Source organism: Marinobacter sp. ATCH36, from assembly GCF_023555055.1.
In the GTDB taxonomy this organism is placed as follows: domain Bacteria; phylum Pseudomonadota; class Gammaproteobacteria; order Pseudomonadales; family Oleiphilaceae; genus Marinobacter.
Window position 1 is genome coordinate 20,988 of the sequence record NZ_JAMJPL010000002.1, and the last position, 25,623, is coordinate 46,610.

The 25,623-nt window shown below is 57.4% G+C and carries 21 protein-coding genes; 17 read left to right on the forward strand and 4 right to left on the reverse strand.

Features of this window, described 5'->3' with window-relative positions; all coding sequences use genetic code 11:
* Positions 1 to 52: 52 nt before the first annotated feature.
* From M8010_RS07855 to M8010_RS07875, 5 genes are all read left to right on the forward strand, one after another.
* The gene (locus tag M8010_RS07855; protein WP_250090201.1) at positions 53 to 2,524 is read left to right on the forward strand and encodes a DUF349 domain-containing protein; all 2,472 of its coding nucleotides are present in this window, start codon (positions 53 to 55) and stop codon (positions 2,522 to 2,524) included.
* A gap of 131 nt (positions 2,525 to 2,655) precedes the next feature.
* A complete protein-coding gene (locus M8010_RS07860; protein WP_250090203.1) occupies positions 2,656 to 3,864 on the forward strand; it encodes an acetyl-CoA C-acetyltransferase in 1,209 nt (402 codons plus the stop codon).
* 32 nt (positions 3,865 to 3,896) lie between these two features.
* Positions 3,897 to 6,047 carry a 3-hydroxyacyl-CoA dehydrogenase NAD-binding domain-containing protein gene (locus M8010_RS07865; protein WP_250090204.1) on the forward strand — a complete coding sequence of 717 codons (2,151 nt, stop codon included), beginning with the start codon at positions 3,897 to 3,899 and terminating at the stop codon, positions 6,045 to 6,047.
* A 235-nt stretch (positions 6,048 to 6,282) separates the two neighbouring features.
* Positions 6,283 to 8,457: a carboxy terminal-processing peptidase gene (locus M8010_RS07870; protein ID WP_250090207.1), complete on the forward strand. Its 2,175-nt coding sequence runs from the start codon at positions 6,283 to 6,285 to the stop codon at positions 8,455 to 8,457.
* Positions 8,458 to 8,491: 34 nt separating this feature from the next.
* On the forward strand, positions 8,492 to 9,214 hold the full coding sequence (locus M8010_RS07875; protein ID WP_250090209.1) for a helix-turn-helix domain-containing protein: 723 nt from the start codon (positions 8,492 to 8,494) through the stop codon (positions 9,212 to 9,214).
* Here the strand turns inward: M8010_RS07875 and mtnA are convergent.
* Positions 9,203 to 10,267, reverse strand: a complete 1,065-nt coding sequence (mtnA, locus tag M8010_RS07880) for an S-methyl-5-thioribose-1-phosphate isomerase (RefSeq protein ID WP_250090210.1) — start codon at positions 10,265 to 10,267, stop codon at positions 9,203 to 9,205. The two genes, M8010_RS07875 and mtnA, sit on opposite strands and share 12 nt — an antisense overlap.
* 159 nt (positions 10,268 to 10,426) lie before the next feature.
* On the opposite strand from mtnA, the gene M8010_RS07885 reads away from it, so the two are divergent.
* The 8 genes from M8010_RS07885 (at position 10,427) to rdgC (ending at position 16,189) form a co-directional block, all read left to right on the forward strand.
* Entirely contained in the window at positions 10,427 to 11,767 is a 1,341-nt protein-coding gene (locus tag M8010_RS07885) for a TRZ/ATZ family hydrolase (RefSeq protein WP_250090212.1), read from the forward strand.
* Positions 11,768 to 11,807: 40 nt separating this feature from the next.
* On the forward strand, positions 11,808 to 12,536 hold the full coding sequence (ubiG, locus tag M8010_RS07890; RefSeq protein ID WP_250090214.1) for a bifunctional 2-polyprenyl-6-hydroxyphenol methylase/3-demethylubiquinol 3-O-methyltransferase UbiG: 729 nt from the start codon (positions 11,808 to 11,810) through the stop codon (positions 12,534 to 12,536).
* Positions 12,533 to 13,192: an HAD-IA family hydrolase gene (locus M8010_RS07895; protein WP_250090216.1), complete on the forward strand. Its 660-nt coding sequence runs from the start codon at positions 12,533 to 12,535 to the stop codon at positions 13,190 to 13,192. Before ubiG ends, M8010_RS07895 begins: the two co-directional genes overlap by 4 nt.
* Positions 13,193 to 13,213: 21 nt before the next feature.
* Complete coding sequence (locus tag M8010_RS07900) at positions 13,214 to 13,963, forward strand: YciK family oxidoreductase (protein ID WP_250090218.1); 750 nt, start codon at positions 13,214 to 13,216, stop codon at positions 13,961 to 13,963.
* Positions 13,964 to 14,197, forward strand: coding sequence for a glutaredoxin family protein (locus M8010_RS07905; protein ID WP_250090220.1), 234 nt, complete (start codon positions 13,964 to 13,966; stop codon positions 14,195 to 14,197).
* A gap of 12 nt (positions 14,198 to 14,209) precedes the next feature.
* Positions 14,210 to 14,980: a peroxide stress protein YaaA gene (gene yaaA / locus M8010_RS07910; RefSeq protein WP_250090221.1), complete on the forward strand. Its 771-nt coding sequence runs from the start codon at positions 14,210 to 14,212 to the stop codon at positions 14,978 to 14,980.
* 17 nt (positions 14,981 to 14,997) lie between these two features.
* The gene (locus M8010_RS07915; protein WP_250090224.1) at positions 14,998 to 15,198 is read left to right on the forward strand and encodes a DUF2788 domain-containing protein; all 201 of its coding nucleotides are present in this window, start codon (positions 14,998 to 15,000) and stop codon (positions 15,196 to 15,198) included.
* Between the two features lie 61 nt (positions 15,199 to 15,259).
* Entirely contained in the window at positions 15,260 to 16,189 is a 930-nt protein-coding gene (gene rdgC, locus M8010_RS07920; protein WP_250090226.1) for a recombination-associated protein RdgC, read from the forward strand.
* A 10-nt stretch (positions 16,190 to 16,199) separates the two neighbouring features.
* On the opposite strand, the gene M8010_RS07925 is transcribed toward rdgC, so the two are convergent.
* Positions 16,200 to 18,944, reverse strand: a complete 2,745-nt coding sequence (locus M8010_RS07925; protein ID WP_250090229.1) for a bifunctional acetate--CoA ligase family protein/GNAT family N-acetyltransferase — start codon at positions 18,942 to 18,944, stop codon at positions 16,200 to 16,202.
* Between the two features lie 172 nt (positions 18,945 to 19,116).
* Here M8010_RS07925 and M8010_RS07930 point away from each other — a divergent pair, with 172 nt between their 5' ends.
* Positions 19,117 to 20,043: a histone deacetylase family protein gene (locus tag M8010_RS07930; RefSeq protein WP_250090230.1), complete on the forward strand. Its 927-nt coding sequence runs from the start codon at positions 19,117 to 19,119 to the stop codon at positions 20,041 to 20,043.
* A gap of 13 nt (positions 20,044 to 20,056) precedes the next feature.
* On the opposite strand, the gene M8010_RS07935 is transcribed toward M8010_RS07930, so the two are convergent.
* Positions 20,057 to 20,905 carry a flagellar protein MotY gene (locus M8010_RS07935; protein WP_250091131.1) on the reverse strand — a complete coding sequence of 283 codons (849 nt, stop codon included), beginning with the start codon at positions 20,903 to 20,905 and terminating at the stop codon, positions 20,057 to 20,059.
* Between the two features lie 234 nt (positions 20,906 to 21,139).
* Between M8010_RS07935 and pyrC the strand changes: the two genes are divergently transcribed.
* Positions 21,140 to 22,177, forward strand: a complete 1,038-nt coding sequence (pyrC, locus tag M8010_RS07940; RefSeq protein ID WP_250090232.1) for a dihydroorotase — start codon at positions 21,140 to 21,142, stop codon at positions 22,175 to 22,177.
* A gap of 58 nt (positions 22,178 to 22,235) precedes the next feature.
* A complete protein-coding gene (rnt, locus tag M8010_RS07945) occupies positions 22,236 to 22,892 on the forward strand; it encodes a ribonuclease T (protein ID WP_250090234.1) in 657 nt (218 codons plus the stop codon).
* 55 nt (positions 22,893 to 22,947) lie between these two features.
* Here rnt and M8010_RS07950 read toward each other — a convergent pair whose 3' ends face one another.
* Positions 22,948 to 24,933, reverse strand: a complete 1,986-nt coding sequence (locus M8010_RS07950; protein WP_250090236.1) for an SDR family oxidoreductase — start codon at positions 24,931 to 24,933, stop codon at positions 22,948 to 22,950.
* A 377-nt stretch (positions 24,934 to 25,310) separates the two neighbouring features.
* Between M8010_RS07950 and M8010_RS07955 the strand changes: the two genes are divergently transcribed.
* Positions 25,311 to 25,610 (forward strand): hypothetical protein, encoded by a 300-nt coding sequence (locus M8010_RS07955; protein WP_250090238.1) that lies wholly within the window; start codon positions 25,311 to 25,313, stop codon positions 25,608 to 25,610.
* The last annotated feature ends 13 nt before the right edge of the window (positions 25,611 to 25,623 follow it).

A 25,623-nucleotide genomic window follows, 5' to 3' on the forward strand; every position in this document is an offset into this window, starting at 1 on the left:
AGGCTTACTTTGCCGGCACCGGGAACTGGATTCAATATCAAAGGATAACCCCATGGCTGCATTCATCCAGAAACTGTTCAGGAATCGTAAGGCAAACCCAGCGCCCCCTGCCCCGGTTCGACGGGAACAAACGCCTGAAAATCTGGAAAAGGTAAACAGGCAGGATGACAAGCGCGAGCAGCAAGCCGGACTTCTGAAGTCCGCACCCACCGATGGACAACTTGAGGAACTGGCAACCAGCGGCATGACAGCTGGCATCCGTATTGAAGCCGCTGAAGCGTTAGCAGATAAAGCGGCTCTTCAGCGCGTCCAGAAGCTTGCCAAGGGAAAGGACAAAGGGGTTTATCAGACAGTACGCCAGAAGCTCCAGCACATTCGCGATGAAGAAGAGCAGCAACGAAAGCTGGCCGAGGCCATACAGACACTGGTACGCAATGCCACTGAGCAGGCACGCAGTGATGACACCAAACTGTTTGAAGCCCGCCTGGAAGCCCTGCTGCAAAAATGGGCAGAAGTTGAGTCCCGGGCTTCGCAGCAGCAGACCACCGACTTTTTACAGGCTGTCCATCAGTGCCGTGACCGCCTCCGCGAGATGCAGGCAGAGAAAGAGCAGCACCGGCATCAGCAGGAGCAGCGGAACCAGCGCGCGGAAACCCTGTCGCTACTGGAAAACACCCTTGATGAACTGAAACGGCAGGACCCTGACCTGGAACCGTCTCTGGCCTCGCTGGACGCGCTACAGAAAACCCAGGAAAATCGCTGGCTGGAAGCGACCCGGGACACCCAGGTCGACAAGCAGGAACAGAAAGCTTACGAAAACCTGATGCAGACACTGCGGGCCTACATAGCCGCCGTTAGACGCCTGGGCCAGCACCGGGAAGAGATTACCTCACTGCAGAACCCTGCAGAGGGTGACCCCGAAGACGAAACAGGAGCCAACAAAGCTAAAGACATACTCGATAACATTGAGTGGCCGAAGGACTTCCAGCGCCCCTCGCTGCTGGATTCCCTGCACCGGACCGCGGGCAAGCCTCGCCCCGCGAAAACAGGAAAGCCGGACGCCGAAGAACAGGCACACCTGACCGACTCGCTGCGGCAGACCCTCGATAAGCTGGAAGCTACCCTGGAAGCCAAGCAGCTGAAGGAGTCCCGCCAACTTTTCAAGACGGCACAGAATCAGCTCAAGAACCTGGATCACCACCACAGCAAATCCCTACAGCCCAGAATTCACCTGCTGGGCGGGCAACTGCGGGAGCTCACCGACTGGCAGGGCTTTGCCACCCGCCCGAAACAGATTTCCCTGTGTGAGCAGATGGAATATCTGGCAGACCAGCCCATGGAGCCGGAGGCCAAAGCCGAACGAATCAAGGAACTACAAAATGAGTGGCGCGACCTTGGCGGCTCATCGGACCGGGACTTGTGGTCACGGTTCAAGCAGGCTTCGGATCTGGCCTATGAGCCCTGCAAGGCTTATTTTTCCGCGAAATCCGGCCTGAAAAAAGCAAACCTTGAGACCCGGAAAACAATCTGTGAGCAACTCCGCACCTTCCTTGAGAACGCAGACTGGCAAACCATTGAATGGAAAGCTGCCGAGCGCATTCATCAGACCGCGCGGGAAGAGTGGAAAGCAGCCTGGCCGGTAGAATTCCGTGACAACCGGTCGGTACAGAAACAATTCGATGAACTTCTCAAACAGCTTGAAGAGCCTTTGAATGAAGAGCGCAAGAAAAACGAAGCACTCAAACAGGGCGTTGTGGAACGGGCTGAAGCCCTGATCGATCACGAGCCCCTTGGTGAAGCCATGAATCAGGCCAAATCTCTGCAAAGTGAGTGGACCAACATCGGCATCACCCGCCATCGCGAAGACAGGAAGCTGTGGCAGGCATTTCGCAAGGCATGTGACCAGATTTTTGCGCGCCGGGATGCCCATAAGAATGAGCAGGAACAACGTTCCCGCGAGGCGGATGAAAAAGCGCAACCGGTGCTTTCCGCCAGCAAATCGGTGGGCGCCGATGCCAGTAAGGATACCTTGCAGGCTACCCTGACAGAGCTGAATTCCCTCAAGAGCGAGCCTCTATCAGCTGGCGCCAGGGAACAGGTCAGCAACGAACGCAGCCGACTTTCCGCGCTCGCCTCCAACCGCCAATTGCAGGAACAGATTGAAACCTGGAAGCATTGGATAGCGGCCAGAAGCACCAGCACCCTCGACAGCAATGCACTGCCTGGCCACTGGGCCGAGCTAGCCGCGAGTGTGGGGCAACCGGACCCGGTAGAACTGGTTATCCGCGCCGAAATACTGGCGGAGGTCCCCTCCCCGGAGGAAGACCAGGGCCGCCGCATGGAGATCCAGGTTCAGCGCCTTGCCGAAGGGATGGGTAACTCGGCGTCCGACAACGACAAATCAGAGCAACTGGAAATGCTGATCGCAAACTGGTGCGTGGTGCAGCCGGTGGATGTGCTAAGCGAGCCCCTGGCACAGCGCCTTGGGCGAGCAATGGAGGCTGTGCTGGGGCGCAGGAGCTAATCGTCATGACCGGCGTGAGCACTTTCGCCAATGGGATTGGCAGCGCACGTCATTACGCATGGAGGCCGTAAACCGCTATGGTTGGGCTTTGGAATGCTATCCCCTAGTCAAAGACCAACAGAGGACAGGAAATGACCACCGAAGCCTATATCTTCGATGCCGTTCGCACGCCACGTGGACGCGGCAAGAAAGACGGTTCCCTGCACAGCGTCAAACCCATCACACTACTGACCACCGTGCTCAAAGCGCTGCAGGAAAGAAACAGCCTGGACACCGCCCAGGTTGACGATATCGTTATGGGCTGCGTTACCGCCGTTGGCGACCAGGGTGCGGATATTGCCAAAACCGCTGCCCTGGCAGCGGACTGGCACGAAGTCGTTGCCGGCGTCACCCTTAACCGGTTCTGCGCCTCTGGCCTGGAAGCCGTCAATCTGGCGGCCATGAAAGTCCGATCCGGCTGGGAAGATCTGGTGGTTGCCGGGGGTGTTGAAGCCATGTCCCGCGTTCCCATGGGTTCCGATGGTGGAGCCTGGGCAACCGATCCGGCCACCAACCTGCATACCGGCTTCATGCCTCAGGGCATCGGCGCGGACCTGATCGCCACACTGGAGGGCTTCAGCCGCGAGGATGTGGACGGATTTGCGGTAAAGTCCCAGCAAAAAGCCGCTAACGCCTGGGAAAAGGGTTATTTTTCCAAATCCATCATCCCCGTCACCGATCAGAACGGCGTGATGATTCTGGACCGCGATGAGCATGTGCGGGGCAATACCACCGTAGAATCCCTGTCCGGCCTCAAGCCCTCGTTCCAGTTGATGGGTGAAATGGGCTTCGACGGCGTGGCCCGGGAAAAATACCACTACGTGGAGAGGATCAACCACGTGCACCATGCCGGCAACTCCTCCGGCATTGTTGATGGTGCAACCGCCATGCTGATTGGCAGCGAGGCCAAGGGCAAAGCCATGGGCCTCAAGCCCCGTGCCCGCATCCTGGCCACTGCCGTGACCAGCACAGACCCCACCATCATGCTTACCGGCCCTGCCCCGGCGGCCCGCAAGGCACTGGAAAAAGCCGGCATGACAGCGGACCAGATTGATCTGTTCGAGGTGAACGAAGCCTTTGCCTCAGTGGTGATGCGCTTCCAGAAGGAACTGTCGGTTCCCGATGAGAAAGTGAATGTAAACGGTGGCGCCATTGCCATGGGCCACCCCCTGGGTGCCACTGGTGCCATGATTCTGGGCACCCTGCTCGACGAACTGGAGCGGAGAGAACTGCGCTACGGCCTGGCCACCCTGTGTGTGGGTGGCGGAATGGGTATTGCCACCATCATTGAGCGCGTCTGAGCCGACTACTGATTCTGAGAGGAGAACCGATTATGAGCGCCATTCACTACAACCTGGGTTCAGACCAGATACTGACCCTGACCATCGATATGCCGGGCCAATCTGCAAACACCATGAATGCAGACTTTCGCTCCGCACTGACTGATACCGTGGGAAAGGTGAAAAATGACCTCGACAACATTCGCGGCATTATTGTCACGTCTGCCAAGAAAACCTTCTTTGCAGGCGGCGACCTGAAAGAACTTCACAAAGTGACCCGGGAAGACGCCGGCACCTTTGAGGCCATGGTCAACAGCATGAAGGCCGAGATGCGCGTTCTCGAGACCAGCGGGAAGCCCATCGTGGCGGCCATCAACGGCTCGGCCCTCGGCGGCGGCCTGGAAATCTGTCTGGCCTGCCATCACCGCGTGGTGATGGACGACGACAAGATCCAGCTTGGCCTGCCGGAAGTAACACTGGGCCTTCTCCCCGGCGGTGGCGGCACCCAGCGACTGCCCCGGATGATTGGCCTGGAAGCCGCCTTCCCGTATCTGATGGAAGGCAAGAAGGTAAACCCGGAAGCTGCGCTGAAGGCAGGCATTGTTGACGAACTGGCGTCTTCCACCGATGACATGATGGCGAAAGCCCGGACCTTCATCGAAGCCAACCCGAAAAGCCAGCAACCCTGGGACCAGAAAGGCTTCAGGTTCCCCGGCGGCGCGCCCCATCACCCCGCCATGGCACAGAAACTGGCCATCGCCCCGGCTATGCTCAAGCAGAAGACGAAAGGCTGCTACCCCGCCCCGGAGCGCATCCTGTCTGCAGCCGTGGAAGGTGCGCAGGTGGACTTCGATAACGGCAGCCTGATCGAAACCCGTTATTTCGCCGAACTGGTCACCGGTCAGGTCGCCAAGAACATGACCGGCACCTTCTGGTTCCAGCTAAACGCTGTCAATGCGGGAGAAAGCCGCCCTTCAGGCGTTGAAAAGGAAACCTTCCACAAGGTCGGCATTCTGGGCGCGGGTATGATGGGTGCAGGTATCGCCTATTCTACCGCTACTCGCGGTGTTGAAGTGGTGCTCAAGGACGTTTCCACCGAAAACGCCGAGAAAGGCAAAGCCTATTCCGAGAAACTGCTGGCCAAGAAAGTCAGCCGCGGACGCATGACCGAGGCGCAGAAAACCGAGGTGCTGAACCGCATCAAAGCCACTGGCTCCGCCGACGACCTTGAAGGCTGTGACCTGGTAATTGAAGCCGTGTTCGAAGACAGCGATCTTAAAGCAAAGGTCACCAAAGAGGCAGAGGCCAGACTGATTGAGACTGGCATCTTTGCGTCCAACACCTCCACGATACCCATTACCCAGCTGGCCAAAGCCTCTGGAAAGCCGGAAAACTTTATCGGCCTGCACTTCTTCTCGCCCGTGGACAAGATGCAACTGGTGGAAATCATCGTGGGGGCAAAAACCTCTGATGACACCCTGGCCCGCGCCTTTGATTACGTGCAGCAGATTGGCAAGATCCCCATTGTGGTGAACGACAGCCGAGGCTTCTTCACCTCCCGCGTGTTCGGAACGTTTGTGAACGAGGGTATCGCCATGCTGGGCGAAGGAGTCCATCCATCCAGCATCGAAAATGCCGGTGTTCTGGCCGGTATGCCGGTAGGCCCTCTGGCCATCTCCGACGAAGTCAGCATGACGTTGATGCAGCACATCCGTGACCAGAGCAAAAAAGATACGGAAGCGGCAGGCAACACCTGGAACGCACACCCGGCCGAGGCGGTGATCGACCAGATGGTGGGCAGCCACAACCGCAAAGGCAAGGCTGCGGGCGCCGGCTTCTACGAATACCCGGAATCGGGCAAGAAATATCTGTGGCCGGAACTGGAAAATCTGTTCGTGGACCAGGGAAAAGCCCGGGCCACCGAGCTACAGGACCTGAAAGACCGCATTCTGTTCATCCAGGCCATCGAAACCGTTCGCTGCCTCGAGGAAGGCGTGCTCCGAACCGTTGAGGACGCCAATATCGGCAGCATCTTCGGCATCGGCTTTGCGCCCTGGACTGGCGGCGCCATCCAGTTCATTAACCAGTACGGCGTGAGGGACTTTGCAGAAAGGGCAAAATATCTCGCGGAAAGCTTTGGCGAGCGTTTCACTCCGCCGGCCATCCTGTTACAGAAGGCAGAGACCAACACGAACTTCAGCTGACCCCTGCCCTTTCTTGCCGGAGCCCATGCGCTCCGGCAAGAACACCTGCCCAGCCCCTGAGCTTCCACGCTTACCAACCTGACTATTTCATGGACAGATTGTCACGAACCGATACTTCAACGCTATGGCAACCGTACCTACGCTTGCCTACAATAAAATCATGAGTCATTCCGGCGATATTCGCTGACCCTTTTTCGTCACCCGTATCGCCACCCACCGTCAGGTATACAAGCTTATGAGCATCGCGGAACGATTTATCAACCGTTGCAGCAATTCCGGCAAGAGCGGCAAAGCCTTTAAACAGGCCGCTGCCCTGACACTGATGCTGGCACTGACCCTGCCAGTGTCGGCCAAGGTGGATACCGACAAAGTCTACCAGCCTGTATCCCCGACCGTGGAACAAGCCAGGGCAAACATCCTGATTGCGCGGCAACTGCAGTTTACCCACTTCCGCGAAATGAGCATTAACGACGCCCTGTCCGGAGACGTGTTTGATGCTTATCTCGAGTACCTTGATGGTCAGCGGATCTACCTGTCGAAAAAAGACATCGAGAATTTCAACGCTGTACGCATGGGGCTCGGCTCGGCCTTGAAAACCGGCCAGCTCCAGCCGGGGTTTGATATCTACAACCTCGTGCAACAACGCATTATTCAGCGCCTGGAGTTTGCTCTGGGAATCATCGATGAGGGTATCGGTGAGCTCAATTTTGAAGAACAGGAAAGCATCCTGCTGGACCGGTCCGAAGCGGATTGGGAAGCCGATACCGAAGCGCTTGACGCATTATGGATAAAGCGAATCAAGAACGCCGTGCTCGCCCAACGCCTCAACGGCACTGAAGATGAAAGCATTGAGGAAGCCCTGCGTCGCCGGTACGAAGGCCAGCTGAAGCGCGCCTACCAGGCCCGCAGTGAAGATGCGTTCCAGGCCTACATGAACGCATTTGCGGGCATGTGGGACCCGCACACATCCTACTTCTCGCCTCGCACCTCCGAGAACTTCAACATCAACATGAGCCTTTCGCTTGAGGGCATTGGTGCCGTGTTGCAGTCGGACAATGAGTACACCAAGGTGGTACGCCTGGTTCCGGGCGGGCCGGCTTCCAAACAGGGGCAACTGGAACCAGCGGACCGTATTGTGTCTGTCCGCCAGGAAGATGAAGACAAAGTTGTGAACGTGATCGGCTGGCGCCTCGATGAAGTGGTAGACCTTATTCGCGGGCCGCGTGACTCCACCGTTACCCTGGAAGTGATTCCGGCGGACTCCACCGACGAAACCGTGACCGAAACCATCGCCATCAAGCGCGACAAGGTAAAGCTGGAAGAACAGAGCGCCAGCAAGGAAGTGATCGAGTTTGAGCGGGGCAATAACACGTTCCGCGTCGGGGTGATCCACATTCCCACCTTCTATGCTGATTTCAAGGCAATGCAGGACGGTGACCCGAACTACAAGAGCACTACCCGCGATGTCCGTGAGTTAATTGATGAGCTCAAGGAAGAGGGTGTTGACGGTGTCGTGATGGACCTTCGCAATAATGGCGGAGGTGCACTTCACGAAGCCAACGACCTGGTTGGCCTGTTTATCGAGAAAGGCCCCACCGTACAGATCCGCAATTCCAACAACGATGTGCAGGTACTGAACGACGAAGACCCATCGGTCTCCTATGACGGCCCGCTGGTGGTTCTGGTCAACCGCATGAGCGCGTCAGCTTCGGAAATCTTTGCCGGTGCCATTCAGGATTATGGCCGGGGCCTGGTGGTGGGCTCACAAACGTTCGGCAAAGGCACTGTACAGGCAGTGCGCCCGTTGAATCACGGTCAGCTGAAGATCACCCAGAGCAAGTTCTATCGGGTTTCCGGTGGGTCCACGCAACACAAAGGCGTGATTCCCGATATCGAGATCCCTTCCCGGGTCGACAAGACCCGCATTGGTGAAGATGCGCTGGATCACGCCCTGCCTTGGGACCAAATTGAGGCGGTGCCCCACACCCGTTACTTTGATTTCAGCGGCGTGATTGATGAACTGCGTACTCGCCATGACAACCGGTTTGATGATCATCCCGAGTTCCAGCTGCTGCAGAAAGAGATCGAATTTCTCAAGCAACAGCGGGAGCGCACGACTGTCAGCCTCAATCTTGCGGAGCGCAAGGAGCACCAGTCACAGATAGAACGTACGAGACTCAGCATTGCCAATGCCCGCCGCGAGATACATGGGGGCGAAACCTTCGATAGCCTGGAAGAGCTCGACGAATGGCAGGACCAGCAAGCAGCTGATCTGGACAGCACCGATGAAGAAATGGACTTCATTGTTCATGAGGGCGGCAACATCATGGCCGACATGCTGGAACTGGATCAGCGCATGGCGTCTATCCTGGACCTGAAACAGATCACTGCCCAGGCCCAATCGCGCTGAGCGGCACCAACTCCCCGGTGGACAGGCGTTAGCCATGGCTGACAAGGAAGAAGACCGAAAAAAGGCACGACTGCTGGAAGGCATGCTGATGGACGCCATGCATGCCATGAGGTCCATGGAAGAGGTTGAGCAGGTTCAGGGCTCAACAGCCGCCGGTGAAAACAAGGAATCAGAATCTCTCGTTGATCGCATTGCTGGTTTCACCGGCTCGGCTCTGCGTTTTGCCGCAAGGTCCACCGATACCTCACTGAGAGTTGGCCGTGCACTGATGAACTCCCAGGATCAGCTACGCATGATGCTGGTGGCAGGCAACTCCCTGAAAGACATACGCGAAGTGGCCGGGCTGACGCTGTCGGAAATGAGCGAAGCCCTTAACCTGAAGGACAAATCGGTTCTGGAAGCGATTGAGAACGGCACCACCACCCTGTCGTTTGAGCTGATACTCCGCCTGGCAGCACTGATAGCCCGTAACGACCCCATTCCGTTCATTCTTCGCACCACCCGCAATTACAATCCGGAGGTCTGGCGCGTCCTTAGTGACTGGGGTGTCGGTCGCCTGCCGCTTCAATTCGAGCGGGAGCGCCAGTTCATCAATATCTTCCGCAGCCATGACGACGCCCGCACACTCTCCGACGAGGGATTCCAGAAGGTGCTGGAGTTCACTCGTCAGAGTTTCGAGATGTCGCTGCACTTCATCGAAGAGCAGGAAAAGGAAATGGCTGAATTGCGTGCGAAAAAGGATGACTCAGCGGAATAGCGACCTCATGCCGGTCACGTTGGGCGTGCTGACAACCCCCTTCTCGGTCACGATTGCATCGATCAGGCTTGCCGGCGTTACATCGAACACCGGATTGAATACTTTTACCCCGGCCGGGGCAATGGCCACTCCCCTGATCTGCTTCAACTCCGATCCCTCCCTTTCTTCAATAGGAATATCCGCACCGGATTCCAGCGACATATCCACGGTACTGGACGGAGCCACCACCATGAAACCGACCTTATGGTGGCGGGCCAGCACAGCGAGGCTGTAAGTACCAATCTTGTTGGCCACGTCGCCATTGGCGGTAATCCGGTCTGCGCCAACAATCACCCAGCGAACTTTTCCCGCCGCCATGATCGCGGCGGCCGCACCGTCTGCATTCAGGGTAACCGGAATACCATCCCGTGACAGCTCCCAGGCAGTCAGTCTGCTGCCCTGAAGCCAGGGGCGGGTCTCGTCTGCAAACACATCATTGAGCAGTTTCGCCTCATGGAGCCGGCGGATTACGCCCAGCGCAGTACCGTAGCCACCGGTGGCCAGGGCGCCGGTGTTGCAGTGTGTCAGCACGGAAAACGGCTTGTCGGCAGCCATGTGGTCCAGGGCGTTATCAGCCATGGCCAGATTAGCGGCCAGGTCATCCTCATGAATGCGAACAGCTGTTTTGGCAAGCCGTTTAACGGCTTCGTCCAGGGAGTGGCAACTGGCAAATTCCCGCTCCATTTCCTGAAGTGCCCAGAACAGGTTGACCGCTGTCGGACGTGAGGCGGCCAACTCGCGAATGGCCTGTTTGATCTCGGCTTTCCAGTCACCGCCGCCGGCGTGGCGAGCTGCCAGCGCAACCCCATAGGCCGCACTTATACCAATGGCTGGGGCTCCCCGCACCACCATGTCGCGGATACACTGGGCCACACCAGAAGCACCCTCGAGCGTAATCCAGTGCTCCTGATCCGGCAGTAGCCGCTGATCCAGCAGCTCAAGACTGGCACCATGCCAACGCATGGCTACGGTTCCAATGGAACGCTTACCGGATGAACCAGGGGTTTTGCTCATGCAGTCACTCCAGACAGATTACAAAAAAACAGTATAACCGTGATAACGCTCCGAACTCAGCCCCCAGGGTAGTTCTCGGCCCGGGTGGTCGCTATACTTTCGGGTTACATTCTTCGGCTGACCGGATGTTTCCCGGACAGCCCGGCCAAGGCAGGATAAATGACGGCAGACACCATTACCGCAGCAGATATTCGCATCAACGCACGCTGGCTGATTCCCATGGAGCCCGCCAACGCAGTGCTGGACCACCAGGCGGTGCTTGTCCAGGGCGAGCGGATTGCCGCGGTAGTCTCCCAGGACGAAGCCGACGCGCGCTATCGTGCCAAGGAAACCATTGATTTGCCGAATCATGTCGTTCTCCCCGGCCTGATCAATATGCACGGTCACGCCGCCATGTCGCTGTTCCGTGGCATGGCGGACGACCTGCCACTGATGACCTGGCTGAATGACCATATCTGGCCGGCCGAAGGCGCGTTTGTCAGCGAGACATTCATTGCCGACGGTACTCAGCTGGCGATGGCTGAAATGCTTCGTACCGGCACCACCACGTTTTCAGACATGTACTTCTTCCCCGAGATTGTCGCCCAGTTGGCCAAAGATGCCGGCATGCGTGCCCAGGTATGCTTTCCCCTGCTGGATTTCCCGACACCCTGGGGAGCAGGACCGGACGAATACCTGTCCAAGGGTGAAGACTTCATCCTCCAGTGGCAGGACGACCCGTTCATTATGCCCGCCATAGGCCCCCATGCTCCTTACACGGTATCAAACGAGCCGCTAACAAAAGCAGTGGCACTGTCACGCAGCACCGGAACGCCCATTCAGATGCATCTGCATGAAACCGCTTTTGAGGTTGCAGACGCACTGGAGAAAACCGGCAAGCGGCCCATAGAGCGAATGGCGGGACTGGGCGTGCTGGGGCCCAACACCCAGTGTGTCCATATGACCCAGATCGATGACTCTGATATACAGCTACTGAAAAGTACCGGCGCTCAGGTGATTCATTGCCCGGAATCCAATCTTAAACTGGCCAGCGGCCTCAGCCCGGTGCAGAAATTCCGCGACGCCGGCATCAATGTCGCCATTGGCACTGACGGAGCAGCCAGTAATAATGATCTGGACCTGTTTGGCGAGCTCAACACCGCGTCCATGCTGGCCAAGGTGGTGGCGGACGACGCCACCGCGCTTTCCGCCCATGATGCGCTGGCCATGGCCACGATCCAGGGCGCAAAAGCACTGGGGCGGTCGCATGAACTGGGCTCACTGGAAGCCGGAAAACTGGCCGACATCATTGCCGTGGACCTGGGCGACCCTTTCCTGCAGCCGGTTTACGACCCGGCCTCTCACCTTGTATACAGCAACCATGGACGCCAGGTAAGCCATAGCTGGATAAACGGCGTACCTCAGGTACAGGAAGGCACGCTGACCCGTATTGACGTACCGGACCTGATGCTTCGCGTCCGGAGCTGGGCAGACCGTATTCGCGAGCAGCAAATTAGCTGACGCCCCCTATTTCAGTTCAGTTATCAGGCGGATATCCTATATGAGCAATCAGAACGTAGACCACAACGAAATCGCCAAATTCGAGGCGCTGGCCAGTCGCTGGTGGGACCCCACCAGCGAGTTCCGCCCCCTGCACGACATTAACCCCCTGCGACTCAACTACATTGACCAGCGCGCACCCCTGGCGGGAAAGCGGGCCCTGGATGTCGGGTGTGGCGGTGGTCTGCTGTCCGAAGCGATGGCACAACGGGGTGCCCATGTAACCGGTATAGATATGGGCGAGGCACCTTTGGCTGTGGCAAGGCTTCATGGCATGGAGAGTGGCATCAATGTCTACTACCGCCAGATCACCATTGAGGAGCTGGCAAATGATCCAGAACACGCCGGCCAATACGACCTGGTCACCTGCCTGGAAATGCTGGAGCATGTGCCGGACCCGGCCTCGGTTATCAAGGCCTGTGCCGCCATGCTCAAACCCGGCGGACATCTTTTCGTATCCACCATCAACCGCAACCCGAAATCATTCCTGTTTGCCATAGTAGGCGCTGAGTATGTACTCAGGCTGCTGCCCAAAGGCACGCACGAATGGCGAAAATTCATCCGCCCGTCGGAGATGTCTGATCACCTGCGCCACGCCGGGCTGGAAGTACGCGAACTGACAGGCATGACTTACAACCCGATCACCAAGGTCTATCGCCTGGGGCGGGATGTGGACGTGAATTACATGATGCATGCCATGGATACGCGCGAGGAAGCCCAACCGTCGTGAGGTCATCACCTTCCACCGTCCTGTTCGATCTGGACGGAACACTGATTGATACCGCGCCGGACTTTATTCGCTGCCTGAATGAACTCCGGCTGACCCACGGGCTGCCGGCACTGCCGGCGCCCCATATCCGCAGGTCTGTGTCTGACGGCGCCAGGGCGATGATTCGTGTGGGCTTTGGCCTTGAGCCGGATCACCCGGACTACCTGGAAAAACACACCGCGTTTCTCGACCTGTATGAAGCCGGCGTTGCTGTGGAAACTGCATTGTTCGAGGGCGTGGACACCATCCTGATGGACTTGGAATCCCGCAAGATTCCCTGGGGTATTGTCACCAACAAACCGGTTCGCTTTGCAGTGCCGTTGATTAAAGCCCTGGGCCTGGCGGAGCGCTGCTCTACCCTGATCTGCCCCGACCATGTCACCAACCGGAAACCGCATCCGGAAGCTTTATTCCTGGCCTGCCGGGAAGTGGACGCCGACCCCGCCAGCGGGGTTTATGTGGGCGACCACGAACGGGACATCGAAGCCGGGCGCAACGCGGGCATGAAAACCATCGCGGTGCGTTACGGTTATATCGAACAGCCAGAGGCGGTTGACCTATGGCAAGCTGATATCGTGGCTGACACCGTCAGCGACCTGGCAAAACTGTTACAATAGAGTTCCAAACGGAGACGCATAATGCAGGACTATCAAGCACCGGCTGACTTGCTGAAAGATCGCATTATCATGGTAACCGGTGCCGGCAGCGGCATCGGACGGGCAGCGGCAAAAGCCTACGCCGCCCACGGAGCCACTGTGATTCTGGTAGGCCGCACCGTAGCTAAACTGGAATCCGTTTATGACGAGATCGAAGCCGCCGGCCACCCGAAACCCGCTATCGTGCCGCTGAATTTTGAAGGCGCAGCGGTAAAAGAGTATGAAGAGCTGGCGATGACGATCGAGGACAACTTTGATCATCTCGATGGCCTGCTTCACAACGCCGCCATCCTTGGCGCCCGCAGCCCGATCGAGCTTTACGACCCGGAAATCTGGAACAGGGTGATGCATGTTAACGCCACCGCCCCGTTCCTGTTGAGCCGGGCGATGATCCCATTGCTCCGCAAATCCGAAGATGCCTCGGTGATCTTCACTTCCTCCGGTGTTGGCCGCCGCGCCAAACCCTACTGGGGCGCCTATGCGGTTTCCAAGTTCGCCATTGAAGGACTGAGCCAGATGTTGGCTGAAGAGCTGGACGATGATCGCCACAATGTGCGAGTGAACAGTCTTAATCCGGGCGCGACTCGTACCAATATGAGAGCAATGGCGTATCCGGCTGAAAACCCACAGCAGAACCCTGCGCCGGAAGACCTGATGCCGGTTTACTTGTACTTGATGGGGCCAGAAAGCGAAGACGTCAATGGCCAGCAGATAGACGCACAGCCCAAGTAAATGGAACTGACATTTTACACCACGTCCCAGTGCCAATTGTGCGAGCTGGCGGAAGCGCTGCTGGTGAACACACCCATGCCTGCGCCCATCCCCGTGGACGCCGTGGACATTGCCCAGTCCGAACAGCTGGTAGAGCGTTATGGAACCCGGATTCCCGTCCTGCGCCGCAACGACACCGGCCAGGAGCTGGACTGGCCGTTTACCAGGGACCAGTTACTGAACTTTCTCCGATGAGGATTGCCCGACATGTTGATGGTTATTTCCCCTGCAAAAACCCTGGACTACGAAAGTCCGCTGGCTACTGACAAGTCTACCCAGCCGGATTTCCTCGACGACGCCTGCGAGCTGATCGACCAGCTCAAGGAGCTGGAACCGCACGACGTCAGCAATCTGATGGGGGTCAGCGACAAGCTGGGACAGCTCAACGCCGAACGTTTCCGTACCTGGCACACCCCGTTTACACCTGAAAATGCGAGGCAGGCAGTGCTGGCATTCAAAGGAGACGTCTACACCGGGCTGGACGCCGAAAGCTTCAGCGACAAGGAATTCGACATCGCCCAGAAGCACCTGCGGATTCTGTCCGGACTCTATGGTGTGCTCAAACCTCTGGACCTGATGCAGCCCTACCGCCTGGAAATGGGCACAAAATTCGAAAACCGGCGGGGCAAAGACCTTTACACCTTCTGGGGCAGCAAGATTACGGACGAACTCAACCGCCTGCTGAAAGCAGATGACGGCGTTCTGGTGAACCTCGCCTCCAACGAATACTTCAAGGCTGTGCGCAAGAAAGAGCTGGACGCCCGCCAGATCACCCCGCAGTTCAAGGACTGGAAAAACGGCCAGTACAAGATGATCAGCTTCTACGCCAAGAAAGCCCGGGGTCTGATGTGCCGCTACGCGATCCAGAACAACATTATCCAGGCGAACGACCTCAAGGGCTTTGATCTTGAGGGTTACCGTTTCAGCGAGGAGCAGTCCAGCGCAGACAACTGGGTGTTCCTGCGGGACGAGCAATAAACGATCTGGAGTAATCAATGAGCGAAGCAGTATTTTCCGAGCTAGCCATGCTGATCTTGCTCACCGGGCTTATTGTCTGGATGGGCTTTATTGTCTGGGACCTTGCCAAGAAGTCGCAGGCAGGGCGGTTCGGCACCATTGCCCTGTTCACCATTTTGGGCGCCGGCGTGGTGGGATTCATAGTAAAGACAGTACTGGTTGAGATCATGCAGATCTAGGGTATCATCCCTCCCCTTCTTCAATACCGACATCAGCCAATAACCAACAAGGACCCGGACCATGTGGTTTCGTAATGCCCGCGTATTCCGTTTTACCAAGCCATTCGAGATAACCGCAGAAGCCCTGGAAGAAAAGCTTCAGGCGGACGCCTTCAAGCCCTGTGGTCCACAGGAAACCTCGCGGCAGGGCTGGGTATCGCCCATGGGTAAACACAGCGACCTGCTGGTTCACAGTGCCGGCGGTTATCACCTGATCGCCCTGCGCAAAGAAGAAAAACTGCTGCCCGCCTCTGTTATCAAGGAACTGGTGGACGAAAAAGCTGAAATGATCGAGGCCGAACAGCACCGCAAGGTACGACGCAAGGAAAAGGACGAACTCAAAGAAGAGGTGATGCTGGAAATGCTGCCCCGGGCCTTTTCCAAGAATCGGCGCTGTTATGCTTACCTGGCCCCTGCCGACGGTGTGCTGGTAGTGGATGCCGGCTCCGCCAAACAGGCAGAGGACCTGGCATCTACCCTGCGCAAAAGTCTGGGCTCACTGCCGGTTCGCCCACCCGCGGTTGAACAGGCACCCGCATTCACCTTTACAGGTTGGCTCAACGAGACCATCGACTTGCCTGCGAGTATTGAGCTGGGCACCGAATGTGAGCTGAAAGATACCTCGGAAGACGGCGGCGTGGTGCGCTGCAAGGGCCTGGACCTTCAAGGCGATGAAATCCGCAGCCATCTGGATGCCGGCATGCAGGTCACCAAGCTGTCGGTCACCTGGGACGACAACCTTGCCTTCGTGCTGGATGAGGAACTGGGAATTCGTCGGCTGAAATTCGGTGACACCCTGCAGGAAAAACTGGACGACGTGGACGCAGACGATGCTGCGGCCCGCTTCGACGCGGCGTTTTCACTAATGACGCTGGAGCTGGCCAGGCTCATCCCCGGCCTGCTGGAAGCGCTCGGCGGAGAAGACCGTTCCGCCATTGTTGAAGAAGACTGACAACCGGTAATCAGTGGGAGGTCTGCTCGAGACGCTCCCGCTGCCAGTCCTTCTCTGGTTCATTCAGCATCAGGGTAAGGTCCATGACTTCCTCCTCCGGGTTATAACGGATCTCGAAACCCAGATGCTCTGCCAGCCGCAACATCGGTCGATTGTCCGCCAGCACATTACCCACCATTTCCATCGTACCCTTGGCGCGGCAGTAATCGATCATTTTCTGCATCAGGGCCACGCCCAGGCCTTCGCCCTTCATCTTGTCGTGCACCATCACCGCAAACTCGGCCCGCAGGTTGTCGGCATCGGTCCAGGTGCGCACAGTACCCAGGGTTTCTTCGCCTTCGCCGTCCTCCTTTGGCGCATTGGCAATAAAGACCATTTCCCGGTCATAGTCGATCTGGACCATCTGGGCCACGTCTTCCCGTGAGAAATGCTTACGGTACTGGAAGAAGCGATAACGGATGGATTCAGGAGACTGCAGCTCATGGAAGGCCCGGTGGGCCGGCTCGTCTTCCGCCAGTACCGGGCGGATAATCACACGGCGACCAGACCTGGGCAGCAGGATCCACTCTTCCAGCTCCCTGGGATACGGTTGAATGATGGGCCGTCCCGGCTTATCCGCCAGATCAATCGCGACGTTGACGGCGACAGTACCCTGCTCGTTAAACAGCAAGGGTGAAATTTCGAGCCCCCGGATCTCCGGAATATCAATAACTATCTGGGACAGAGTCACAAGGGTTTCTGATACCGCGCGGATATCCTCTTCCGGCTTCAGGCTGTGCTCTTTCAAAAGCTTGTACATATACGTGCGCCTCAACAACTCCCGAGCCAGCACCATATTCAGTGGCGGCAGGGCAATCTGCCGATCTGTCATTATGTTGATCTGGGCACCAGCGGCACCGCATACCACCAGCGGGCCGAACAGTTTGTCTCTGGTGATACCGACGCTAAATTCGATGCCTCCAACGTGCTGATAGGAACGCTGGACCGCAAAGCCCAGAAACCCACTGCTGGGGTAATGCTTCTGGTACTCCTCCATCAGAAAGCGACAGGAGTCCATGATGGCACCCTCGCTGTTGAGCTTCTGAACAGTACCCTTGTAACGTCGCTGGCCAGGGCTGAGTTCAATCAAAGGGTGACAGGACTGCTCATGAATCAGAGTGATATCTACCGGACGACGCTCCACGGCAAAGGCTTCCAGGACCTCTTCCATATCGTCGCAATAGATGGTGTCCACCGCGTTGATGCCGTAGTCACGAATCACATCCCGGGCTTCCCGGTTGGAAAGGTGGCTGCGCCCCGAGCGTATGGCATTGACCACGACCCGACGTGTTTGCGCGTGGTCAGCCAAGTGGTCGGTAAAGGACTCCGGGGTTTCCGTCAGCAGGCGCTGCACACGCTGGTGCCGCACATGCTGCATGAAGGCCGTAACGGCCTTCTCCGGATTGAAGAATGACGGCAGTCCGGCACGGTAGAACTCTTCACGGGCATCCAGCACCGTGCTCTGTCCCAGCCAGCAGGTGAACACGTTCATACGCGTGCCTTTGGATGCCTGTACCACCGCATCTGCGATCTGCAGGCTGTCCTGAGTCAGGCTGGGTGCGTACATAATCAGCACGTTGGCCACTTCCGGGTCCTTCGCGAGAATCTTGACGGCTTTGGCGTAGAGCTCCGGCGAGGCGTCATAGCCCAGGTCGATGGGATTCTTACGGGTCCAGTATGGAGGCAATGTCTCCGCCAGGGCATCAATAGACTTGCCAGACAGTTCTGCCAGTTCGCCCCCAAGATGGGCTAGCCGGTCCACCGCCAGCACACCCGGGCCGACACCGTTTGCCATGATTGCCAGGGTTTCCCGCCGCAACGGGCGCATCCTGGTAAGGGTTTCCAGGGCATCGAACATCTGCCCCAAGCCATCTACGCGCAGAACACCGGCGCGCTGCAGCATGGCATCATAGATGGGATCGCTGCGGGTCAGGCCGGCGGGCAACTCATGGTGAAACCACTCCGACTCCGGCACCCGGCCGCTTTTCAGCGCAATTACTGGTTTGGTGCGGGAAGCCACACGAACGGCGGACATGAAACGGCGCGGATTGGGAACATTCTCGATATGCAGCAGTATGGCGCGGGTCTGGCTGTCCTGGGCCAGGTAATCGATCAGGTCATCATGGTCGATATCCATGCCATCACCCAGGGTCAGAAAGTAGGAAAACCCCACCCCCCGGGCAAAGGCCCAGTCAATCACCGAACTGGCGATAGTGCCAGACTGACCAACGAAGGCCACTTTACCGGGTATCGCCCCCATGTGGGCATAGGTTGCGTTCAGGCTTCGCGCCGGCACCATCAGGCCTATGGTATTGGGCCCAAGCACCCGGATGCCGGTTTCCCGGGCCGCATCGCGAACCGAATACATCAGTGGCTGGCCGGTTTTACTGTGGCTGCGGGACATGCCACCGGTCATCACGATAGCAGTACGAACACCCGCCTCGCCCAGCCGTTTAATCACCTTCGGCACGGTGTCCGGGGGCGTACAGATAATCGCCAGATCAGGACTGAACTCCATGCGGGATACGTTTTTGACGCAGGGCACACCGTGCACATTGTCATAATCGTTCTGATTGACCACCAGCAACTGGCCGGGGTAACCACCGCCCATCAGATTACGCAGCACCATACCGCCGAGATTATCTGACCGTTCCGAGGCGCCGATAACCACTATGGAAGAGGGGTTGAAAAGGCTTTCCAGGTATCGGGTGCTCAAGCTTAACTCCTTGCTTCGGATGGACCGGGCGAATGTACACCCTATCTTAGGCGCTTGTCTGATGATGTAAAATGCCTATCAACACCATAAGACCAAAGAAACACGGCAGAAGTGACGTATCCCTGATAATATTGAACAAAATACAAGCACAACCAGGACGTTCGGAATCAGCATGACTACGGGATTTTTCTCTCACGACGACTGCATGAAACACAACATGGGGGCGGAACACCCGGAATCCCCAGAACGGCTTGCAGCGATTGTAAGTTACCTCGCCGATACCGGCCTGGAGCAGGAGCTGGACTGGGTAAGACCGGATGAAGCCACGCGGGACCAATTGCTGACCGTTCACCCCGAGCGCTACCTGCACCAGCTGGACCTGATGCAGCCGACCCGGGGGCGGGTGTATACCGACCCGGACACCGCGATGATGCCGGATACGTTAAGGGCCGCCCGCCTTGCCGCCGGCGCCAGTATTGAAGCGGTCGACATGGTGCTTAGCAGCCAGCTTACTAATGCGTTCGTGTGTGCCCGGCCACCGGGGCACCACGCCGAGCGCAGCAAGTCCATGGGATTCTGCTTCTACAACAACATCGCCCTTGCGGCCATGCGTGGCCTGACTTTTCACCACCTGGAGCGGGTTGCCATCATTGATTTTGACGTACACCAGGGTAACGGTACCGTCGATATTGTGGGCGGTGATGAGCGCATTCTGATGTGTTCCAGCTTCCAGCATCCGTTTTACCCCCACTCCCACGTGCATCGCCAGGCTGAAAATATCATCAACACGCCCATACAGGCCGGCGCCTCTGCCAGCGAGTATCGAAAAACGGTGGAAGCGGCCTGGCTCAAACCGCTACAGGATTTCCGCCCGCAACTGGTACTGATTTCAGCCGGTTTCGACGGCCACCGGCTGGACCCGATGGCGGAACTGAACCTGGAAGTGGAAGATTATCGCTGGCTGACAGACATGATCTCCAGCGTGGCTGCCGACTCGGCCAATGACCGGATCATCTCAACCCTTGAAGGGGGGTATCACCTGAGAGCCCTGGCAGAAAGCGTGAATGCACACCTCGACGTACTTAACGCCGTTCGCTGACGCTGCAGGGTCGTCAACTGCTCGGAGTGGCGGCATCGTAGCCATTGGCCTGTTGCAGATCAGGCCGCTCTCCCTCCCGCTGCAGGCGGATAGTCGTGCGCCGGTTATCCGCCGGGCGGCGAGACACCGGGTACTGGTCCGCATGTGCCCTGACCGTTACGATGTTCGTATCAATTCCCTCACCGATCAGATACTCCGCCACCACATTGGCACGCTCTTCGGACAGTGCCCGGTTGTCGATACGGCTGCCGCTGCTGTCGGTGTGACCATCCACGAAAACCCGTTCCACGGTTGAATCGGCCTGAATATAAGCCACGATATTATCCAGAAGCTGCCTGTCAGCGCCTGAAAGGCTGATACTTCCGGCTGCGAACGGAATACGTGAACGCTTGATCTGGTCATAGTTCACCGGCAACAAACCGGATGTACAGGAGCGGTAGCCGGAGAACTCGCCGGCAAAATTGATGTTGGAGACTTTCACACGAACCGGGCTGCCGTCATACCAGGACTCACGGGTGACCGTTGGGTCCATTCCTTCCAGCAGGCCCTGAACCATATTCATGGCCAAGCGTGAATCCAGTGATACCGGGCGGCGACCATCATCTACATTGACCCGGCCCAGGGAACGGGGTGCCGCACCCGGGCGCCAGGATGGCGCTTCAACAACCAGCATGCCCCGGCCCGGGCGCATCACCGGCGTTTCCGACTCCAGGAAGAACGACAGAGATTCGCCTGCCCGATGGCGGAACACCGCCCGACCGTAACCCGGCACCTGGTGCACCAGAGTGCACTCGAAGACGGACTCCGACAGGTACCACTGGCTGTTCTCGATACCGGCTCCATAGGTAGCGGCATGGGCCATACTAGCTGCAACCAGCAAAGAGCACCCACCGGAGATAATTGCGCCACGCAGGAAGGCTGGAATTGGTGCCATACCGTCAGTCCGTCAAAGAAAATTCACTGACTTCTTAACGGCCGGGCAAAAGCATTCTTTAGGGATTTGGCCCAAAACAATCGGCGACGGCTTCTGATATAATTGCGCCAGAATTTTTCAGGGGCACCGATACCACAGCCCCCGGCAAGCCGGAAACCGTCAATGACCCATCAGATCACGATTACCCGCCCCGATGACTGGCATCTTCACGTTCGGGACGGTGACATCCTCAAGGACGTGGTACCAGCCACGGCCCGCTGCTTCCACCGCGCCATCATCATGCCAAACCTGGCTCCACCGGTAACCGATGCCGAACAGGCCATGGCATACCGCGACAGAATTCTGGGTTCTGCCAAAGGCCATGACTTTGACCCGCTGATGACCCTGTACCTGACGGAGTCCACCACACCGGATCAAATCCGCGAGGCCAAATCAGCAGGCGTGGTTGCCGCCAAGCTCTACCCTGCCGGTGCCACCACCAACTCCGCATCCGGTGTGACTGATATCCGCAATATCTACCCGGTACTGGAAGCCATGAGCGATTGTGGCATGTTGCTGCTGGTGCACGGTGAAGTGACTGATCAGGAAATCGATATCTTTGACCGGGAAAAGGTATTCCTGAAGCGGGTATTAGCGCCAACACTGGAAGCTTTTCCGGCACTACGGGTTGTGCTTGAGCATATCACCACGGCGGATTCGGCAGAGTTTGTCCGCAATCATCAGGGTGACAACCTGGGAGCAACCATCACACCACAGCATCTGATGTATAACCGCAATCATATGCTGGTAGGTGGTATTCGCCCTCACCTGTATTGCCTGCCGATTCTGAAGCGCAACCGGCATCAACAGGCATTGCGGGACGCAGTCGTCAGCGGTGACCGGCGATTTTTCCTGGGTACCGACTCGGCACCGCACTCGAAAGATCGGAAAGAAACCGCCTGTGGTTGTGCCGGTTGTTACTCGGCCTACAGCGCCATGTCACTGTACGCGGAGATCTTCGAGGACCTGGGCATTCTGGACAAACTGGAAGCCTTTGCCAGTTTCAATGGGGCCGACTTTTACGGGCTGCCACGCAACAAAGACACCATTACCCTGGTGCGTGAAAGCTGGGAAATGCCGGCCGAGTTACCCCTGGCAGACGGCACCATTGTTCCCCTGAAAGCCGGCGAAAGCCTGAGATGGCAGCTCGCCCAGGACTGATTCAACACCTATTCCTTTACCAGGCCAGTTGATCTGGCCAGAAACTCCGGGAGTTTAAGTGACTGACGAAAACAAAGAACCGCATCCCATGTCCCGCCGCTTTCGCGGATTCCTACCTGTTGTGGTGGATGTGGAAACGGGCGGATTCAACCCTGAACGGGATGCCCTGCTGGAAATAGCCGCGGTGATACTCACCATGGACGAAGACGGCTGGCTGGTACGCGGAGAAACCCACCTTCAGCAGATTGATCCGTTTGAAGGCGCCAACCTGGAACAGTCAGCCCTGGATTTTACCGGCATTGACCCCTGGAGCCCTGACCGGGAGGCCGTCCCGGAGCGGGAAGGCCTGAGCGAAATATTCCGGCCGATCCGTAAGGCGGTCAAGGCTCACGACTGCAAGCGGGCAGTACTGGTGGGTCATAACGCCACCTTTGACCACAATTTCGTATTCGCCGCTGCCATGCGTGCGGATATCGGGCGCAATCCGTTTCATCCCTTCTCCACATTTGATACGGCAACCCTGGCCGGGCTCGCTTACGGCCACACCGTACTGGCCCAGGCGTGCAAACTGGCCGGCATTCCGTTCAGCAACAAGGAAGCGCACTCTGCGGCGTACGATGCCGAGAAGACCGCCGATCTGTTCTGCGGCATTGTGAATCGCTGGCGAGAAATTGGGGGTTTTCCGCCGCCTCCTGTCCCGGACAACCCGGAATAACAGTCACAAAAAACCCGCTCCTATTGAAGCGGGTTTTTTGTTTCCGATGCCGGTATTACCAGTAAATCCCGCGCATAATGGCAGCGAATGCCACCTGCTCAGACGAGACTTTCGGCCTTTCACGGGACCGGCTGCCAGCAGCTGATGGCGAATCCGGAAACATGCGGTAGCCGGTGTTCATGACAATCTCGCCCATCTTCGGCGCCAGCGCCTGCAACACCTGGGCAAAGATGCCCAGTCGCGTGGCAATGCGCTTGGGCCGGTATACAATGGCATCCACCACCATGTCGGCGGCTTCTTCCGGTGTCAGTGTGGGCACAGAATCGTAGATCTTGGTGGGCGCAATCATCGGCGTTTTCACCAGCGGCATATTGATGGTGGTGAAGGTCACATTACGATCGGACCATTCCGCAGCCGCACATCGGCTGAAGGCATCCAACGCAGACTTGGAAGCCACGTAGGCCGAAAACCGCGGCGCATTGGTCAATACCCCAATGGATGAAATATTGATCACGTGACCGCGGTGGCGTTCCAGCATGACCGGTGCAAAGCCCATAATCAGACGAACAGAACCGAAATAGTTCAGTTGCATGGTGCGCTCGAAATCGTGGAAACGGTCGAACGACAATGCCAGGGACCGCCGAATGGAGCGGCCGGCGTTGTTGACCAACACATCCACATGACCATGGTTTTCAAGAACGGTTTTTACGAACCGATCAGCATCTTCCATGTCGGCAAAATCACACTGGTAGGGGTGAACATTGCCGCCACGGGCCTCCAGCTCCGCTGCCACTTCCATCAGGCGTTCCTTCTTGCGCGCACCAATGACCAGAATCGCGCCCGCTTCAGCCAACTTGTGGGCCGTTGCCAGACCAATGCCGGAGGTACCACCGGTGATCACACAAACCTTGCCCTCAACCGTGCCACGCAGTGTGCGGTCCTTGAACAGGTCCGGGTCCAGGTTGCGCTCCCAGTAATCCCAAATCACGGCCGAGTAGCTCTCCAGGCGCGGCACTTCGATGCCGGTACCCTTCAGAACCCGCTCGGTTTCACGGGCATCAAACCTGGTGGGGTAGTTAATGAACGACAGCACCGATGGCGGGATGCCCATATCGTCCAGCAAAGCCGTTGTCAGGCGTTTGACCGGGGGCAGGTTTTTCAGGCTCTGGCGGATAAACGGCGGGACAAATCCGAACATCCGGGAGTCTATACGCATGGCCATCCGGGGCGCGTGTCCGGCCTCGGAGAAAATATTGAGAATCTCACCCACCTTGTAAGGGTCAGAATCCACCAGATGGAAACAGTTGCCGTCCTCACCTTCCAGGTGCGCAATGTGGTCCATCGCATTCACCACAAAATCCACCGGAACAATGTTCAGGCGACCGCCCTCAACACCGATGGTCGGCACCCACTGGGGCAGCGCATGGCGGATTTTCTGAATCATCTTGAAGAAGTAGTAAGGCCCGTCAACCTTGTCCATCTCACCGGTTTTCGAGTGGCCGATAACCATACCCGGGCGATAGATCCGGAACGGAATCCTGCAGCTCTCGCGAACCACTTTTTCTGACTCATGCTTGGTCAGCAGGTAAGGATGGTCCAGCTTTTCCGCTTCCTCGAACATATCCTCGCGGAAAGTACCCTTGAACAGGCCCGCTGCGGCAATGGAGGACACGTGATGGAAACAACCGGCTTCCATGGCTGTGGCTGCGTCGACGGCACTATGGGTGCCCTCGATGTTGGTTGCCTGTTGGGACTTTTCGTCCGCGCCCATGTCATAAACCGCGGCAAGGTGGAAGAAATGATCAATGTTACCCTTGAGCGATTTCATCGTCTTGGCGTCGATGCCCAGATTCGGGCTGGTAAGGTCGCCGATCACTGCCTTCACCCGGGACTCATCGGCTCCCCATCGCTCCCTGAGCTGGGCCAGTTTGTCCTGTGATTGCTCGCGCACCAGTACGTGTACCGTGCCACCGCGAGCCAACAGTTTTTCAACGAGAAAACGGCCGATGAATCCGGTGCCACCCGTCAGAAAGTAATTCATTGATAGTCCACCCTGCTTGTTGCTCAATTGTTGTCTGTCCCTTTGTTGCCAGCGAGGCATTAGACCAAAGTCTTATACTCTCCCGGAACGCCGGCATTGTACTTAATTGCAACTCTCATGTATTCAATTTTTTTAGAGCTTTTACTCTGTAACTCTTTGTTTTATTTAGAGCTATTACTCTAACATCCGCATGAAAGGCACGCCCTGATCCGTTCGTTTGCCCGACATACTGAAATTGAGACTAGCACATGGTGTGCAGCCTGCCCGCAAATCCCTACCATTACAGACAGGAAATGAAACCTGTCAGGAGCAGTGACATAATCGGAACCAATCATGACAGCTTCTGTCTTAACATCCCGGTTTTCGGAATCCCGACTATGAACCAAGACGACCCCAATGCTGAACGTTACATTGCCATTGCCCGAGCCTGCCTGAAGGCCATTAACGACACAGCTGCGGACGCCGGCACCAGAGAGCAGAAAATCCAGGCCGTTTACCAGGCTATCGATCACGCCTTCCAGGCCGAGCTAGCAGATTATCGCCAGTCTGTGGCGGTGATGGGGACCGTGCTTGAACGCATCGCCTCCGGCCAGCTTGATGCGGACGCGGCCGCCAGCCTGGCAAAAAAAACGCTGGATCAACAACCGGAAAGCACCCGCAACGAACTGATTCACTGATCATTAACTGCAG